Annotated in this window: 15 protein-coding genes; 9 read left to right on the top strand and 6 right to left on the bottom strand. The window is 65.4% G+C overall.

All coding sequences use genetic code 11. From position 1 onward, the window contains the following. Positions 1-16 precede the first annotated feature (16 nt). The 3 genes from BLQ71_RS23435 (at position 17) to BLQ71_RS23425 (ending at position 1364) form a co-directional block, all read left to right on the top strand. Positions 17-409: a helix-turn-helix domain-containing protein gene (locus BLQ71_RS23435; protein ID WP_043144936.1), complete on the top strand. Its 393-nt coding sequence runs from the start codon at positions 17-19 to the stop codon at positions 407-409. A gap of 1 nt (position 410) precedes the next feature. Then, the gene (locus tag BLQ71_RS23430) at positions 411-683 is read left to right on the top strand and encodes an FAD assembly factor SdhE (RefSeq protein WP_043144934.1); all 273 of its coding nucleotides are present in this window, start codon (positions 411-413) and stop codon (positions 681-683) included. A gap of 183 nt (positions 684-866) precedes the next feature. Next, positions 867-1364 (top strand): MarR family winged helix-turn-helix transcriptional regulator, encoded by a 498-nt coding sequence (locus BLQ71_RS23425; RefSeq protein ID WP_043144932.1) that lies wholly within the window; start codon positions 867-869, stop codon positions 1362-1364. Between the two features lie 102 nt (positions 1365-1466). Here BLQ71_RS23425 and BLQ71_RS23420 read toward each other — a convergent pair whose 3' ends face one another. The 5 genes from BLQ71_RS23420 to BLQ71_RS23400 are packed head-to-tail and all read right to left on the bottom strand — an operon-like array spanning position 1467 to position 5711. Beyond that, a complete protein-coding gene (locus BLQ71_RS23420) occupies positions 1467-2144 on the bottom strand; it encodes a DUF1194 domain-containing protein (protein WP_043144931.1) in 678 nt (225 codons plus the stop codon). Next, positions 2141-2827: a DUF1194 domain-containing protein gene (locus tag BLQ71_RS23415; RefSeq protein ID WP_069210353.1), complete on the bottom strand. Its 687-nt coding sequence runs from the start codon at positions 2825-2827 to the stop codon at positions 2141-2143. Before BLQ71_RS23415 ends, BLQ71_RS23420 begins: the two co-directional genes overlap by 4 nt. A gap of 14 nt (positions 2828-2841) precedes the next feature. Further along, on the bottom strand, positions 2842-3276 hold the full coding sequence (locus BLQ71_RS23410; protein ID WP_074623459.1) for a VOC family protein: 435 nt from the start codon (positions 3274-3276) through the stop codon (positions 2842-2844). Positions 3277-3311: 35 nt separating this feature from the next. Further along, entirely contained in the window at positions 3312-4670 is a 1359-nt protein-coding gene (locus BLQ71_RS23405; protein WP_175459260.1) for a surface lipoprotein assembly modifier, read from the bottom strand. A gap of 24 nt (positions 4671-4694) precedes the next feature. Next, complete coding sequence (locus tag BLQ71_RS23400; RefSeq protein ID WP_069210348.1) at positions 4695-5711, bottom strand: hypothetical protein; 1017 nt, start codon at positions 5709-5711, stop codon at positions 4695-4697. Between the two features lie 308 nt (positions 5712-6019). On the opposite strand from BLQ71_RS23400, the gene BLQ71_RS23395 reads away from it, so the two are divergent. Continuing rightward, the gene (locus tag BLQ71_RS23395) at positions 6020-6445 is read left to right on the top strand and encodes a DNA-binding transcriptional response regulator (RefSeq protein ID WP_069210349.1); all 426 of its coding nucleotides are present in this window, start codon (positions 6020-6022) and stop codon (positions 6443-6445) included. Here BLQ71_RS23395 and BLQ71_RS23390 read toward each other — a convergent pair whose 3' ends face one another. Then, the gene (locus tag BLQ71_RS23390; protein WP_074623457.1) at positions 6446-9322 is read right to left on the bottom strand and encodes a CheR family methyltransferase; all 2877 of its coding nucleotides are present in this window, start codon (positions 9320-9322) and stop codon (positions 6446-6448) included. A 136-nt stretch (positions 9323-9458) separates the two neighbouring features. Here BLQ71_RS23390 and BLQ71_RS23385 point away from each other — a divergent pair, with 136 nt between their 5' ends. From BLQ71_RS23385 to BLQ71_RS23370, 5 genes are all read left to right on the top strand, one after another. After that, a complete protein-coding gene (locus tag BLQ71_RS23385) occupies positions 9459-10250 on the top strand; it encodes a thymidylate synthase (protein WP_074623456.1) in 792 nt (263 codons plus the stop codon). Between the two features lie 7 nt (positions 10251-10257). Next, the gene (locus BLQ71_RS23380; RefSeq protein WP_074623455.1) at positions 10258-10734 is read left to right on the top strand and encodes a dihydrofolate reductase; all 477 of its coding nucleotides are present in this window, start codon (positions 10258-10260) and stop codon (positions 10732-10734) included. Between the two features lie 89 nt (positions 10735-10823). Continuing rightward, positions 10824-11450, top strand: coding sequence for a hypothetical protein (locus BLQ71_RS26155; RefSeq protein ID WP_133066193.1), 627 nt, complete (start codon positions 10824-10826; stop codon positions 11448-11450). Between the two features lie 611 nt (positions 11451-12061). Then, positions 12062-14020, top strand: coding sequence for a DNA topoisomerase IV subunit B (parE, locus tag BLQ71_RS23375; protein ID WP_043144921.1), 1959 nt, complete (start codon positions 12062-12064; stop codon positions 14018-14020). Between the two features lie 444 nt (positions 14021-14464). Beyond that, the coding region (locus BLQ71_RS23370; protein WP_074622255.1) for an IS5/IS1182 family transposase at positions 14465-14752 on the top strand (288 nt) is incomplete at its 3' end.

Here is a 14752-nt window from a genome sequence, read left to right as displayed (position 1 = left end):
CCGGAAAGGTAAGATCATGGACAACTCGAAAGACTGGTACGGGCCCGAATCCGCCACCTTCGGCGACCGGCTCGCTGCTGCCCGCGAGGCAGCCAACATGACCCAGGAGGTCCTGGCCAAGCGCCTGGGCGTCAAGCTCAAGACCCTGCAGGCCTGGGAAGACGACATCAACGAACCCCGCGCCAACCGCCTGTCCACGCTGGCCGGTGTGCTGAACGTGTCGATCGTCTGGCTGATCACCGGCGAAGGCGATGGCGTGCCGGATCCCGACCAGGACGATACCCTCGCGCCCGACGTCAACGCCATCCTGATCGAGATCCGCGCGCTCCGCGGCCAGTTCAAGGCCAAGGCGGACAAGCTGGGACGGCTGGAAAAGCGCCTGCGCTCCCTGCTGACCGAGGCACAGTGACATGACCACCGGCCCCGGCGAATCCCGCGAAACCCGTCTCCGCCGCCTGCGCATGCGTTCCATGCGCCGCGGCACCAAGGAGATGGACATCCTGCTGATCCGCTTCGCCGAGGCCCGCCTGGACGCCCTGGATGCCGCCGAACTGGATGCCTACGAGGCCTTGTTGGCGGAAAACGACCAGGATCTCTACCAGTGGATCTCGGGCCAGCGCCCCGCGCCCGAGACCCACGCCCCGATGATCTCGGAAATCACGCGCGTCGCCGCAAACGGTTGATCGCACGGCAGGAATCCGCCCCGCGGCCGCCGCCGGGCGGATCCGTGCGTTTTGCGCCTTGGTAAGCTTGGTTAACCAACCCTCGGAAATCACTAGAATTTTCCGGGTCTTCTACTCGGTTTAACCCGATATTTGCGTTTATACCCGAAAGCTCCGTTGCAAGAAAAACAGGCGGAGACTGAAATGAGCATTCATTCGTCACTGAATCAGGGGCCGGCACAGGGCTTCATAACGAGTTACCTGGATGCGTTGAGCCTGGTGGAACGACTCCACCGCCTCCTGCTCGACGTGATCAAGGACGAATTCGAGCGGTTGGGCATCATCGACGTGAACGCGGTGCAAGCCTTGCTGCTCTTCAACATCGGCGACAACGAGGTGACGGCCGGTGAACTGAAAAGCCGTGGCTACTACCAGGGCTCGAACGTCAGCTACAATCTCAAGAAACTGGTCGAGATGGGCTACATGCACCACCAGCGGTGCGAAATCGACCGACGCTCGGTCCGCGTGCGCCTGACCCAGCGGGGGCGGGAAATCCGCGACATCGTCGGTGATCTCTTTTCCCGCCACGCGGACGGTCTGCAGGGCAAGGGCGTGCTTTCGGTCGATGGCATCGACGAGATTACCACCGCCCTGCGCCGCGTCGAACGCTACTGGACCGACCAGATCCGCTACATCTACTGAGGTGCCGGGCCGGGCGATACAGCCCGGACGGCGCCCTGGTGGGACGGCGGGCGGGGCGATCTGCGCCTGCGGCGCAGGAGCGGCGCCCAGACGTCCCGGCCTCTATCTGGACGACACGGCCAGCACCTGCAATTCGCGCTTCAGCTTGCGCACCATCGCCGCCTCGAAGGCCTCGAAACCCAGCGCGGTTTCGACAAAGGCATCCGGCCCGGCGATGACATAGGCGCGATAGTACGAGGCCAGCGCACCGATCCCGTTCGCATCGCCTGAGGCCCCGATCACCAGCCCGTTGATCGTGATCCCGCCCGGGCGGCTGTCCTGCGGTCTTGGCCCGGTGTTCGACTTGCCGTCGCCCGACAGGTCCAGCACTTGGCGCCAGCAAACCTCCTGTTCGGCCAACAGCGCCGCACCAAACCTCTTGGCTGCCCCTATCGCGGTGGACTGACCCAGCTGCCCCCGCTGCGTCCCCCGCAACAGCGCCGCCAGATCGGCCACATCCGCCGGCCCTTCGATCCGCCGCCAGGGCGCCACCAAACGCTGAGATCCCGGCCCGCTCCATTCGAAAACGGCCAAGGCCACTGGCGCCTCGGGCATCGCCAGCAAGGCGCCCATGACCTCCGGGTCCTCCAGAGCGCCGGCCAGCCCGTCCAATTGCAGCCGGTATTCCTCCGCGTCGACCGATCCCGACACGTCCAGCCCCAGGGCCAGCGCCTGGCGGCAGGCCGCCTCGGCGCCAGCGCCCCAAATCAGTAGCGCCGCAAGGCCAAGCAGCCGGGTCATCCCGGTCCAGGCCCGACATAGGGCAAACCGCCGACGATCCGGTTCTGGACCTCGCGATACAGCTTGCGGATCATCGCCCGTTCGAACCCCTCGTAGCCCTCTGCCGTCTCGATGAAGGCCCCCGGCCCGTGCAGCACCTCGAACTCGTAGTGATCCACCACAGAGGGGTCGGCCCCCAGCACCGCCAGCGCATTGACCGTGATCCGCTCGAAGGGGAAATGCTTGTAGGCCAGTCCGGGCCAGAACCCGTCATTGGTGATCCCGTCGCCGGACACGTCGATCACCTGCCGCTCGCAGGCGGGCGCCTCCTGCATCAGCGTGGCGCCAAAGCCCAGCGCATAGCCCAGCGCCGTCGGGAACCGCCGGTAAGACCGCTGCACGGTCCGCAGCCGCGCGGCCACCGCCGCGATATCGCCCGCGCTTTGCAGCAGCACCCAGTCCTGCACCACCACCGATTGCCGCCGCCCGCTCCACTCGTAGACGGCCAGCGCAACGCTGCCGCCCTGCTGCAGGATCGCGCCCTGCACATCCGGGCTGGTCAGCGCCGCGGCCAGGCCGTCACGCTGCAGCCGGTATTCCGCCTCGTCCACGGAAGAGGAGACATCCAGCGCCAGCAGCAGCGCCAGCCGGCAGGCGGCCTCGGCCCCCGCCGGCACCAGCGCCGCCAGCGCAGCAGCGATCATGCCGCCAAGGCGGCTCACCAGTGACCCGTGTTGCCCATGCTGGCCCAGGGTTCCTGCGCGGCCAGCGCCTCGCCTTCCTGCAACAGTTCGATCGAGATGTTGTCGGGCGAACGGACAAAGGCCATGTGCCCGTCGCGCGGCGGCCGGTTGATCGTCACGCCCGCGTCCATCAGCGACTGGCACATCTCGTAGATGTTGGGCACCGTGTAGGCGAGGTGGCCGAAATGACGACCGTCCGAGGGCAGACCGTCATCTCCGTCCCAGTTATAGGTCAGTTCCAGATCCGCGTGGCCATCCGCCTGGTCGGGCGGGCACAGGAAGACCAGCGTGAACCGGCCCTTCTCGTTCTCGCTCCGGCGGCGCTCGACCAGCCCCAGCATCTTGTAAAAGGCGATCGACGCGTCGAGGTCCTTCACCCGGACCATCGTGTGCAGATACTTGATTCCCATTTTGTCCCTTCCGGCCCGCCCGCGCGGACCGTCTTTCAGAATACCGATTTCAGACCCAGCCGCAGATCCGTGCCGCGGGTCTCGTAGATGGTATAATTGGAACTCCGGTCGCGGAAGGAAACCCCGATTTCCGGGGCAAAGCCGTAGAGATCGTAGTTCGGCAACAGCAGGTCCAGTGAAACGGTCAGTTCCTCGTCCCGCCGCGGCTCGATCCAGAAGGTGGTCGGCCCCATGTCGAAATCCGTCACTTCCCAGGCCAGGGTCAGCCGTGGCAACACGCCCTTGACCGGCTTGCCCAGGCGATAGCTCAGCGCCGCGCGCGCGCTTTCCCGCGCCACCAGCCGAGAGTCCGAGGCCGTGTCGGACACCAGCAGGTCCAGCCCCAGCGTCGACCGGCCATAGGCCCGTGTCAGCGTCAGGCCCAGTTCGCGGGTCTGTGCATCCCGCACCGCCGCATCGTGCCGCTCCTCGACCTCGTAGCCATAGCGCAGCGCCCCGATCAACCCCGGCGCAATCGTCTGGCCATAGCTCAGGTCCAGTCGCGCGGCATCGGCGAAAAGCTGTCCGCCCAGCCAGTGCCGCGTCACCGACAGCTGCGATTTTCCCAGCCAGCTGCCATCCTGCCCGCGCGCCTCGTAACCCAGGCTCAGCGCCAGCGCATCCTGCCGGTAATCCGCGTCCCTGATCCCCGGCACCTTGTCGCGCGCCTCCTGGGAAAACCGCACGCGCTGGAACTCTGTCGAAAGGCCAAGGTTCAGCCGCCGGGTCTCGCTCAGCGGGACACGGCGGACATAGTCGGCGCCCAGGACATAGCGTTCCCCGGACAGCGGCACCGCCGAAGGATTGACGAAAGGCAGCCCGGCAAAGGTAAATCGGTTGGTCCTGGGGGCGCCGTTGAGGTTGTCTGACGGTTCGACCGACAGATCCAGCGACAGCCGCCAGGGCGTCAGCCGCCGCAACTGGCGGAAATCGCGCACCGCCACGGCCTTCAGCTGATCATCCGGAGCCATCTGCGCGGCACGGCGCAGCCAGAGCTGCGCGACACCGGGCCGCCCGCCAGAGGCGCGGGCCTGCGCCATAAGCATCGCGGAAAAGAACCGCTCGCGCTCGTCATTCGTGCCGCCAAAGACGAGGCGCGCAGCCTCCGCCGCCTCGGCGCTACGGCCAAGCTGCGACAGGGCGCGGGATTTCATCATCAGCGCGTCGGTATCGCCGGGCGCGCCCAGCAGCACGCCTTCGGCCAGCACCAGCGCCAGTTCCGCCTGTCCGGCCATCAGGGCACGCGCCGCGGCGCCGCGCGCCTCGTCCACGCTCATCCGGACCGCCTCGGCCCCGGCCGGGGCTGACATCAAGGCCATCGCGCCGGCCAGGATGGCCGGTCGCAAGGCACGCATCAGGTGGGCCACCAGGCGCATGGGTCAGGGGCGCGTTGCGATGAAACCGCCGGTCTCGCGGACATCCTCGGTGAGGAACTCGCCCGTCGCCGGGTCGATGCCCACCGGGCCCTGTCCTTCGATCACCACGATGCCGACGACCTCCTCGCCGTCAGGCCCCGCGAAAAGCCCCGACCAGGTGCCCGTCTGGGTCACTTCGCCGTCCGAGCGTATGGCGCTGGCATCGGAAGAGTTGATCGTCCAGGTGTCGAAGTTGATCTCGGCCGTGGCCAGCGACAGGAAATCCGCACCGCTCAGCGCGGCAATGTTCACGCCGTTGGCATCAAAGAACTCCCGGCTGACGATAACGCCCTCGACGGCGCCGGAGATGTCCGGATCCTCGACGTCGACCTCGATCCGCGCCAGGCCGGACACGTACTGGATTTCCGTATCCGGTGAGCCATCGACGACAACGGTGCGGACAGCGGCATATTCGCCTGTGAAGACATAGGAATCCGTCCCCTTCGGCAGTGCGCCGCTGCCTTCAAGGCGCTGCGCCGCAGCCCCGCCAAAGCCGAACGACAGGTAGCGGTCCGTGCCGACGGCGCCCACCTGGCTAAAGCCGCTGGGCGAGCGGCGGAACACCGCGAAATACTGCGACGTGCCCGAAGGCCCTGCCGTGTTGCGGTAGGCGTCGAACCCGGTGCCGCCGGGATTGAGAATGGCGCTGAGGCCCGTGTCCTTGGCGTAGACGTTCGCACCGGCCACGGCCTTGTCGCTGTCGAAGGGCAGCTCGTTGAAGACCAGCTCGCCGGTGTCCGGGTCGAATGTCATCTCGTCGACGCGCAGATCTTCCGAGGCGTCTTCCAGCTCGCTCGTGTACAGGTTGTCGGGATCGGGATCCGCGTCGGGATCGGTGCCACCGCCGGTCCCGGGATCGGGTTCTGGCACCAGCGGCTGCGCCCCGGTTCCGATTCCCGACCCGCCGTCGCCGGTCAACGTCGCGCCGTCACACGCGGCAAGGACGCCCGCGAGAGCGAGCGCTGCAATAATGCGATACATGGGACTGCCTCAGGTCTTGCCTTTTATTTTGTCCACAGCGTGCGTGTCACGGTTGAAAAAGTCAATCTTGGCTTGGCGAAGCGGCTGGATGTGCGGCATAATCGCCCCACAGCGGGGATTTCTGGAATGGCTGACAGGCCCCACGCTCAGGGGCGATTGCCCGGGCCACCTGTCCGCGTGCTTTCAGATCGGCAACCGGAAAGGTATGCCCGTGCACGTCACCTGTCCGATGTATCGGGGCACGGCGCGCACGGTTCTTGCTGCGCCGCATGGCGCCAATGAATTTAAGACGCGAGGCAGCTAGGGCCATGACCGGCGAGACCACAGGCACGAGAACGGCAGGGCCGACCCTGATCGTCGAGGACAACGCCTTTCTCTCGACAGAGCTTTTCGAGGCACTGCAAGAGGCCGGGCTGAACCCGCTGCCGCCGGTCAGCCACTACACCGCCGCCCTGTCCAGCCTGTCGCAGGACACCCCGCGCCTCTGCGTGCTCGATCTCGACCTTGGCCGCCAGATGAGCTCGAACGTGGTCATCGGCGAAGAGGGACGGCGCCTGCTGGCCATCCTGCACGCGCGCGGCTGCCGGACCGCCGTCTACAGTGCCTATGTGTCGAACCCGCTGGGCCTGCGCGACATCGCCCCGGACGTCGAGGTGCTCAGCAAGAGCCAGCCGGTCGAGGAACTGGTCCGCGTGCTGCGCAACCTCTCCGGGCTCGAACCCGCGCCGGCCTGATCATCCCGCGCCCATCCGCGAGATCGTGACACACAGCCCCTCGGGGCGATAATCCATCACCACAGTGGCCTGCAACTGGCGGCCCAGGATCGTGCCCAGCAGGAAAGCGCCAAAGCCGGTCCGCTCGGGCGGCACCACCTCAGGGCCGCCGGTTTCGCGCCATGTCATCCGCGACAGCCCCTCGCCGCTGGTCACGACATCCAGCACCACCCGGCCATCCGGCACGCTCCATGCCCCGTATTTGACCGCATTCGTGCCCAGTTCGTGCAAGGCCAGGCCGATGGCCTGCGCCTCCTCGGGCGGCAGGGCCACATCCTCTCCCTGGTAGGTAAACCTCTCGTCGCTCAGATCCACAAAGGCGGCCAGGCTGGACTGCGCCAGCCCGCGCAGGCCCTGCCAGTCCCAGCCCCCGTCCGACAACAGCTCGAACGTCCGCCCCATCGAGGCCAGACGCTGCGACAGGCGGCTGGCCAGTTCGGTCTTGTCGCCCGACCGTTGCGCGGTGAACCGCGTCACCGCCCGCACCACCGCCAGCATGTTCTTGACCCGGTGCTGCAGCTCGGCGGTCAGCAGGTCCTTCTGCTCCTCCAGCGCCCGTTCCGAGGTCACGTCACGCACCGCGATGCCCGCCGCCGTCACCTCACCGTCGCGCAACACCGGAAAGATATCGCCGACCAGCCGCCGATTCTGCGCGGCCGTAATCTCGATCCCCTCCAGCGGCGCGGCGCCGTCCAGGACCGCCTCGATCCGCGCCGCGAAATCACCGATCTGCACCGGCACCGGGGTATCCCCCGGCGCAAGGCGCAGCGCGTCCGGGTCCAGCCCGAACAGCTCGGCCAGGAACCTGTTGCCGCGCAGCCAGCGCATGTCCTTGCCGATCATCCCCAGCCCGACGGGCACACCATCGTAGATCGCCTGCAACTCGGCATTCTGCTGTTCCAGCTGGGCAGAGGACTCCAGCAGTTCGCGGTTGAAGGCCTGCAGCTTGCTGTTGATCAGCTCCAGCTCCCCCCGGCTGATCCGCAGTTCCCGGTTCGAGGATTGCAGTTCCTCGTTCAGCGCCAGCAGTTCGCGGTTGGCGCTGCTCAGCGCCATCTCGGCGCTTTCGGTCCGCCATTGCAGCCGGTCCAGCCGCCGCTGCCAGGGCACGGTGCCCACCCGCTCCAGGACCGGCAGATCGCCGTCCTCGCCGTCGCACAGCACCACCAGATAGCGATCGGCCTGCTCCGCCGAAGCCGTCACGCGCACCTCTCCCTTGGCAGCCGCCCCTTCACCGGCACTGGTGCGTACCGCGATTTCGCGCCCCTCGTCGCGCACCTCCGCCAGGGCCTCCATCGCCGCGCGGGCGCGGGCCGGGTCGCGCAGATCCTGCAGCCCATAGGCCACGCCTGGCCGCACCGGCGAAAGAAAGGCCCGCATCGGCGCAGACACATGAATGAACCGCCCGGTATCATCGACCGAGGCAAAGACCGTCCCCAGCATCTGCAAAACGCCACGTTCGGCCAGCGCCGTTTCGGTCAGCCGCTCGCCGGGCCGGTGGCCGCGCATGGCAGAGACCCGCGCGCCGCCGTGGGTTTTCCGGCGCCGGAACAGCAGGCCGTCCTCGCCCAGCGGCTCGAATCCCTCCGGGTCCAGCAGCGGGGCCATTTGCGGCAAGACCGCAAGAAACCCGTCTGCCTGCAGGCCATAGTCGAACCGGGCCAGCGCCACCTCCGCCTTTTCGGGGCGGCCCAACAGGGCGGGCCGCAGGCAGACCACCAGGTCCAGCCAGCCAAAGGGCGCGTCCGCATAGAGATCGTGCTCTGCAAAGACGCAGAGTTCGCGCAGGGCGAGGTCGACCGTGTAGCCGCCGTCACCGCGCCGCAGGAAACGCGCCCGGCGGCCCGGATCCAGCGCCGCCGCCGCTTCGGCCCCATAGTCGCCCGACCGGGCCTTTCGCAGGGCCAGCGCGTCCGTGTCAGTGCCGAATATCTTCCAGGGGCGCCGGTCCTGCCGCTCTGTCGTCAGCTCGACGATCCTCATGGCAAGCTGGTAGACCAGGTCACCCTGCCCGCAGCCGGGCACCCAGACACGAAATCCCGCCTGTTTGCGCTGCAACAACGGGATCAGCACTTGGTCCCGCAGCCGGTCAATCACCACGGCGTCGGAAACCTCCTGCGCGGTGCCCTGCATGACGTCCCGCGCCAGGCGTTGCCGCTCTGCCGGATCGCGGCGCAACTGGGCCAGGTAGACCTCGGGCGCCAGCCCGCCCTCGATCGCCATGCGGCGCAACATCCGGGCTGCAAGCAGCGCGGGCCTCGGCCGGTCCGCAAAACCCAGCAACCGCGCGGCCCGGTCCAGCTGTTCGTTGCTTGGCCCGTCGCCGGCGGCCTGGGCAACCCGCGCCTGGTGGATCGCCGTCACGACCCCGGGCGCGTCCTCTGCCGTCACCTCCCGATCCGCCAGCGTGGCAGAGCCAACCGCCAGCACGACGCCCCCCGCCGCCTGCAGGGCCCGCGCGCCCAGGGTCGGCAGCGTCACGCCGCCGGGCAACAGCACCGCGATCCCCGCCGGTTCGCTCTCCGCCAGGCTCGACAGGCAGTCATCCAGCGGTGAGGCATCCTCCGGCACCAGCCGCAGGACACCGCCCGCCACCCGCGCGCCCTGCCCCCCCGGCACGACCAGCACCCGGTCCGCAACCGGCGCCAGCCCATCCTCGGCCATGTCCACGGGCACCCGGGCCACGACACGCAGCGCGTCCAGCAGCTCTGTGTCGGCGGGCGTCCGGCGCATCGGCAGCACCACCCAGCACAGGCCGCTGCCCGGGCGGATCGCCGCCACGCAGGCGACCAGCGCCTCGCGCGCATCCGGCGGCGCGCAAATCGCGGCGATCATCATCCCTGGCGGCCTCCGGTCTCTGCCTCGATACCCCGCTGGCAGCTTGGCACAGCCGCCCCGATCCCGCCAAGCGTCCCGCTTCCGCCGCCCCGCGAAATACCCTATGCCAAGGGGACCGCTTTCCCGGAGGGACACCATGCAGCAATACCTCGACGCACTCCGCACGGTCCTCGACCACGGCGAAGAGTCAACCGACCGCACCGGCACCGGCACCCGCAGCTATTTCGGCCTGCAATGCCGCTATCCCCTGGCACAGGGCTTTCCGCTGGTCACGACCAAGAAACTGCACCTGCGCTCGATCATCCACGAGCTGCTCTGGTTCCTCTCCGGCGACACCAACATCACCTACCTCAAGGACAACGGCGTCTCGATCTGGGACGAATGGGCGGATGAGAACGGCGACCTCGGCCCGGTCTACGGCCACCAGTGGCGCCACTGGCCCGGTTACAAGGGCGAGATCGACCAGATCCAGACCCTGCTGCACCAGATCCGCACCACCCCGGATTCCCGCCGCATGATCGTCTCGGCCTGGAACCCGGCGGATGTGCCCGAGATGGCGCTGCCGCCCTGCCACACGCTCTGGCAGGTCCGCATCATCGGGCGCAAGCTGCACCTGCAGCTCTACCAGCGCTCCGCCGACATGTTCCTGGGCGTGCCCTTCAACATCGCCTCCTACGCGCTGCTGCAGGCGATGCTGGCGCATGTCACCGGCTACGAGCCCGGCGATTTCGTCCATTCCATCGGCGACGCGCATATCTATTCCAATCACATGGACCAGGTGGCGGAACAGCTCTCGCGCACGCCACGCCCCCTGCCCCGGTTGGAGATCGCGCGCGAGGTGACGGACCTCTTCGATTTCCGGTACGAGGATTTCTCCTTCCCCGGCTACGACCCCCTGCCCGCCATCAAGGCCCCCGTGGCCGTCTGAGGTTTTCATGATCACGCTCATCGCCGCCCACGACCGCAACCGCGCCATCGGCAAGGACGGGGACATCCCCTGGCACCTCCCCGAGGACCTCGCCATGTTCAAGCGCGAGACCCTGGGCGGCGCCATCATCATGGGCCGCAAGACCTGGGAGAGTCTGCCGTTCAAGCCGCTGCCCAAGCGCCTGAACATCGTCGTCTCCCGCGATCCCTCGCTGCACGAGCACGTCGTGGGCTCCGTCGAAGAGGGGATCGCCCTGGCGCAGTCGCTTGGCTATTTCCGGGTCTACGGCATCGGCGGTCAAAAGATCTACGAGGCCATGCTGCCGCTGGCGCATCGGCTGTTGATCACGGAAGTGGATTTGGCTGTTGAAGGGGCGGATGCGTGGTTTCCGGAGATTGGGGAGGGGTGGCGGGAGGTAAGCAGATCAGCTTTGGCTGTTGGAAACACGTCAATTTCGTTCATTGAGCGCATCTTAAATTTATGAACAAACAGCTTGTCCAGGATACCAGCGGCACATCAAGCCGCCAACCCACGAATAGATTAGGTCGGCGCGTTTCTTGCAGAGGGGCATCATTGGCTCTGCTTCTTGCTCTGTCATTTTCAGCAAATGATGCCGCCGCTCTTGGTGAGAGCTTATACAAGCATGAGTTTTTCTTCTATGCGGCCAAGTTCATTTGCTCGTCCAAGGCCATTCCTGAACCTGAAAGCCGTTGCTCACTTGGCCAAGGCACCAAGCTGATCCGCCGAAACACGCTCTTCGGCTTCAGACCTGGAAAAGCAACATGCCGAAACTTTCTCCTCATCGACGATCAAGAATCTTTGGAAAGAAAGAACAGCCGCCAGATGCGCTACAATGACCGGTATGCATCAGATGTTTTCCGGACATATGTGCGCACCAGCTACTCTTTCTTCCAACTCAGGCGACCCCGACACTATGCGACCATTGCGCATATCGGAAATGACGTAGACTTAGATCAACTTGTAAATCGTGACACCAGATCTTTTCAAACAGATCTGTTGGAGTACGTGAAAGAATCAGACCGGCAAGCCGGCTGGGAAGCTCATACTGCAACACTCGGAGCAAAGCTATTTTCCCCGGGAAACGCGCTTGTGTTCGCCAGTTCGACAGACTGTGACGGTTTCACAATTCTTAACTTTCGGGTCAACGAGCAAAACACCAAAGCGAAAGCCGATAAGTGACAAGCGCCATCAATCCCCCAAGGCGCGGAACAAGGCCGAAGGCCGCCGCGCCAGCGTCATGCTAAAAGCATGCCTCCGGCATGACCCGCCCCGTCCCGCCAAAGGCGGGCCAATCATAGGCCACGCACCTTTGGTGCGACGGGCGGCGCTTTGTCGACGCAGTCGCAAACCTCCAAGGTCCTTCGGATGTGTCACGATAAACCGCACCCGCTCGACCGTCCGATGCGCCACCCCGCAGGTCGGCGCATCTGCGGCTCCGCACAAGGCTCGGACGGTCCCGCCTCACCAACCCCGTCCCGGGCTTGCCCCGGGACCTCGCCCCACAGGCGCCCCCCAAAACACCCCGATTAACCAAATCTCCCGCAACGTCATCCAAACCCCTCCCGCGTTTTGTACAAAATGCTGGAAACGACGTACGAAACGTACAAAACGTACAAACCAGACACCCCAGGGCCGCCACTCCGCATCCCGCATCACCGCAAGATATGGTAGGCTCCCCCCGTTGCCTCCCCCAAGGCACGGTGCCTTAACCCCATCGCGCGCCCCGTTTACCCGGGCGGGACGCTCTGCCATAATCGCCGCCAACCAATCAGAACAAACCGAGCACGCACATGGCCGACGATCTCCTCCATTCCGCCGCAGAACCCGAGTATGACGCCTCCTCCATCGAGGTGCTCGAGGGGCTGGAACCCGTGCGCAAACGCCCCGGGATGTATATCGGCGGCACTGACGACCGCGCCCTGCATCACCTCGTGGCCGAGGTTCTGGACAACTCGATGGACGAGGCGGTGGCTGGCCATGCCAACCGGATCGAGGTCACGCTGCATTCGGATTTCTCCATTGAAATCAGGGACAACGGCCGCGGCATCCCGATCGACCCGCACCCCAAGTTCCCCGGCAAATCCGCGCTCGAGGTGATCCTCTGCACCCTGCACGCGGGCGGCAAGTTCTCGGGCAAGGCCTATGAGACCTCTGGCGGTCTGCACGGTGTCGGCGCCTCTGTCGTCAACGCCCTGTCGGATTCGATGGTGGTCCAGGTCGCCCGCAACAAGGAGCTGTACGAACAGCGCTTCTCGCGCGGGATCCCCCTTGGCCCGGTTGCGAAAATCGGCCAGGCCCCGAACCGCCGCGGCACCACGGTGATCTTTCACGCGGACGAAGAAATCTTTGGTTCTCATAGGTTTAAGCCCTCCCGCCTGTTCAAGATGGTGCGCTCCAAGGCCTATCTGTTCAGCGGTGTCGAGATCCGCTGGAAGACCGAGATCGAGGACGGCGACACGCCCACCGAGGCCACCTTCCACTTCCCCGGCGGCCTGTCGGATTACCTGGTGGAAACGCTGGGCAGCGCCTCGACCTACGCCGACAAACCCTTTTCCGGCATCGTCGATTTCAAGGAGAAATTCGGCACGCCGGGCAAGGTCGAATGGGCGATCAACTGGACCCCCTCGCGCGACGGGTTCATCCAGAGCTACTGTAACACCGTCCCCACCCCCGAGGGCGGCACGCATGAGGCCGGGTTCTGGGCCGCGATCCTCAAGGGCATCCGCGCCTACGGCGAACTGGTGAACAACAAAAAAGCCAGCCAGATCAACAGGGACGACCTGATCACCGGCGGCTGCGCGCTGGTCTCCTGCTTTATCCGCGAGCCGGAATTCGTCGGCCAGACCAAGGACCGCCTCGCCACGACCGAGGCGCAGCGGCTGGTCGAAAACTCCGTCCGCGACCATTTTGACAACTGGCTCGCCTCCGATACGAAATCCGCCGGGGCGATCCTAGATTTCCTTGTCCTGCGGGCCGAGGAACGGCTGCGCCGCCGGCAGGAAAAGGAAACCGCCCGGAAAAGCGCGACCAAGAAACTGCGCCTGCCGGGCAAGCTGACCGACTGCACCAACAAGAACCGCGAAGGGACCGAGATCTTCATCGTCGAAGGCGATTCGGCCGGAGGCTCTGCCAAGGGCGCCCGTTTCCGCGAGACGCAGGCGCTCTTGCCGCTCAAAGGCAAGATCCTGAACGTGCTCGGCGCGGCCTCGAACAAGCTGTCCTCCAACGCCGAGATCCGTGATCTCTGCGAGGCGCTTGGCGTCGGATTGGGCCCCAAATTCAACGTCGACGACCTTCGCTATGACAAGATCATCATCATGACCGACGCGGACGTCGACGGCGCCCATATCGCGGCGCTCCTGATGACCTTTTTCTACACCCAGATGCGCCCGCTGATCGACCAGGGACACCTATATCTCGCCTGCCCGCCGCTCTACCGGCTGACGCAGGGGGCGAAACGGCTATACGTGGCCGACGATGCCGCCAAGGAGGCGGCGCTGGCCAAGGGGCTGGGCGGAAAGGGAAAGATCGACGTCCAGCGTTTCAAGGGCCTGGGCGAGATGGACGCCAAGGACCTGAAAGAGACGACGATGGACCCGGCGACCCGCACCCTGATCCGCGTAACCATCGACGAGGACGAACCGGGCGAAACCGGCGATCTGGTGGAACGCCTGATGGGCAAGAAGCCGGAGCTGCGCTTCCAGTATATTCAGGAGAATGCGCGGTTTGTGGAAGAGTTGGATGTTTGAGTGGCCCTGCCGATTGATGGGACTATACTGGAGACAAACTCTGACGGCGCAACCTTCGAGGCATGGAGATAAGCTGGATACACAACCCAATGAAGAAGAACGAAGCCGAGTTTGTAGACAACGAAAAAAGCAAGAATCGTACGATCAAGCGTGATGCGAAGACCGGACGCTTCATAGCTGTAACCGCAGCAAGGTCGACTACGAAAGGCGTCCTGAAGGAAAGTGCGTCGCGTAACAGCGCTGCGTTTACACGGCTGGCCAATCGGTAGGCACCACTACATTGTGACGGTGTCGGACGCTTTTGAAGCCCATAGTACGGCGCTATCCTATGGCGGCGGGCGGGATGGTGTTAGCAATTTGACATCGCTCCTCGGCTCCCTAGGGTCAGGACCCATTGATTTGGTCTGACTGGCATGATTCACGGTTCGAAAACGAGCGGTGATCATGTCTGATCTTTTCTGGTTGAGCGACGCACAGATGGCGCGTCTGGAGCCTTACTTTCCGAAGTCGCACGGCAAGCCCCGCGTCGACGACCGGCGTGTCTTGAGCGGGATTATCTTCATCAATCGCAACGGTTTGCGGTGGCGCGACGCCCCAAGGGAGTACGGCCCCCACAAGACACTCTACAACCGGTGGAAGCGGTGGAGCGATCGGGGCGTCTTCGCCCGGATCATGGCGGGTCTGGCGGCCGAGCACGGTGAGGAAACGACCGTTATGATCGACGCCACGCAT

The sequence above is a fragment of the Antarctobacter albus genome, assembly GCF_900101505.1.
GTDB lineage: Bacteria > Pseudomonadota > Alphaproteobacteria > Rhodobacterales > Rhodobacteraceae > Antarctobacter > Antarctobacter albus.
Note: the sequence above shows the minus strand (reverse complement) of the source record. Positions and strands in the feature narration are given on the sequence as shown.